The sequence below is a fragment of the Leisingera sp. F5 genome, from assembly GCF_001593695.1.
Window position 1 is genome coordinate 1 of record NZ_LUKH01000574.1, and the last position, 2,082, is coordinate 2,082.

Genomic DNA, 2,082 nt, shown 5'->3' on the forward strand with positions numbered 1-2,082 from the left:
GGTCTGGCGCAGCAAACGATCAACAATCCTTCCCTGACGAAAAGTGTGATCTCATGACCCGCGTCTATGCTCTTCTTGCTGTTGCTTTTGTTGCTGCCCTTGTGGGGGGCGCCTGGTTCATGACCCGCGGAGGGGCTGGAAGCGACAAATTCGCACAGTGCCGCAGCAGCCAGATCGCTGGAGGCACCGATACCATCGGCGGAGCGTTCGAGCTGGTCAATGCCAAGGGTGAGACAGTCACCGATAAGGATGTGATCACCGAACCGTCTATTGTTTACTTCGGCTACACCTTCTGTCCCGACGTTTGCCCGATGGATTCTGCCCGCAATGCAGATGCTGTGGATGTGCTGGCAGAACGCGGCATCAGCGTGACACCGGTGTTCATTTCCATCGACCCGGACCGCGATACCCCTGAAGCTGTTGGCGATTTCGCCGAAAACCTGCATGAAAAGATGATCGGGCTGACAGGGTCTCTCGACCAGGTGAAGGCCGCCAGCAAGGCCTACAAGACCTACTTCAAGAAGAACGAAGGCGACGAGGATTATTACCTCGTCGACCATTCCACTTTCTCTTACCTGGTGCTGCCCGGAGACGGCTTTGTGGAATTCTTCCGCCGTGATGAAACGGCCGAGCAGATGGCCGACAAGACCGCCTGCTTCATCGAAAAAATCTAAAGCAGGATAGCTGTTTGACCTTTTCCCATGCCCGGACATATTCTTGCGTGAACAGATAATAATTTCGCGGAGGACTGGGCATGGCCGAAACTGCTCTGCAGGATATTGGACCCGATAAGACACTGCTGCTGGTTGATGACGACGAGCCGTTTCTGCGGCGTCTGGCCAAGGCAATGGAAAAGCGGGGCTTCACAGTGGAGACCGCGGGGTCGGTTGCCGCAGGCAGTGCCATTGCAACGGCCCGTCCGCCGGCCTTTGCGGTGGTGGATCTGCGGCTGGAAGACGGCAATGGTCTGGATGTGGTCGAAGTGCTGCGGGAAAAACGCCCGGATAGCCGCGTTGTGGTGCTGACCGGCTATGGCGCCATCGCCACTGCTGTCGCAGCGGTCAAGATCGGTGCAACAGATTACCTGTCCAAGCCGGCCGATGCCACCGACATCATGAACGCTTTGCTGGCCAACGAGGATGTGCTGCCGCCGCCGCCGGAAAACCCGATGAGTGCCGACCGGGTGCGCTGGGAACATATCCAGCGGATCTATGAGCTGTGCGACCGCAATGTCTCGGAAACCGCACGGCGGCTGAACATGCACCGCCGCACCCTGCAGCGTATTCTGGCCAAACGCAGCCCGCGTTAAAGCTCAAAGCTGCTCCAACAATTCCGCGTGGCGGCCTAAAAACGCCACCCGGGTTTCCAGCGGCGGGCGCAGAACGATATTGAAGCCCTCGACGGTTTCCGGCTTTGGACGTCCAAAAAAACTGCTGGCCTCTTTTTCTGAAAAACCGGCGATCTGCACCGCTTCCATCCAGGCACTGATCTTGTCGGCCCGCTTGATTTGCGTTTTCACAGTCTTGGGCAAGGCAGCGGGCAGGCCAAACCGCAGGTGAATGGCCGCGGTCAGTCGCAAGTCCAGTTCGCCATACCCCGGCCCCACAGCGGCTTTGACCGGAGAGATCATATCCCCGATCACATATTCCGGTGCATCATGCAGCAATGCAGCCAGCCGCCATTTAACCGGCGCCTTGGGATGCATCCTGGTGAACAGGTCTTCAACCAGCAGCGAATGCTCAGCTACGGAATAGGCGAAGTCCCCCCTTGTTTGGCCGTTCCAGCGTGCGACAAAGGCCAGGCCGTGGGCGATATCCTCGATCTCGATATCCATCGGTGTCGGGTCCAGCAGATCCAGGCGGCGGCCGGAAAGCATGCGCTGCCATGCACGGGCGGGTTTTGCGGGCATGAGGGTTTCCTGTCGCTGCACTCCCCCTTTGACTAACCGTTGTGCGGCAGCCGGGCAATGCTTGCCGGGTTTGGCTGCGGGATGCCTGAACACAGCCAAAAACGGAGTGTTTATGCCTTGTGAGTTTGAAACGGGCACTGCGCGGCCCAATATTATAGGTATACAAGGGGCAC

The 2,082-nt window shown here is 58.3% G+C and carries 3 protein-coding genes; 2 read left to right on the plus strand and 1 reads right to left on the minus strand.

What is annotated here, in order from left to right:
• The first annotated feature begins 53 nt into the window (after window positions 1–53).
• Window positions 54–674, plus strand: coding sequence for an SCO family protein (locus tag A2I95_RS33415; protein WP_291736756.1), 621 nt, complete (start codon window positions 54–56; stop codon window positions 672–674).
• An 80-nt stretch (window positions 675–754) separates the two neighbouring features.
• Window positions 755–1,309, plus strand: a complete 555-nt coding sequence (locus A2I95_RS33420; protein ID WP_027256951.1) for an ActR/PrrA/RegA family redox response regulator transcription factor — start codon at window positions 755–757, stop codon at window positions 1,307–1,309.
• Window positions 1,310–1,312: 3 nt separating this feature from the next.
• On the opposite strand, the gene A2I95_RS33425 is transcribed toward A2I95_RS33420, so the two are convergent.
• Window positions 1,313–1,909, minus strand: a complete 597-nt coding sequence (locus tag A2I95_RS33425) for an HD family hydrolase (RefSeq protein WP_291736755.1) — start codon at window positions 1,907–1,909, stop codon at window positions 1,313–1,315.
• Window positions 1,910–2,082: the final 173 nt, after the last annotated feature.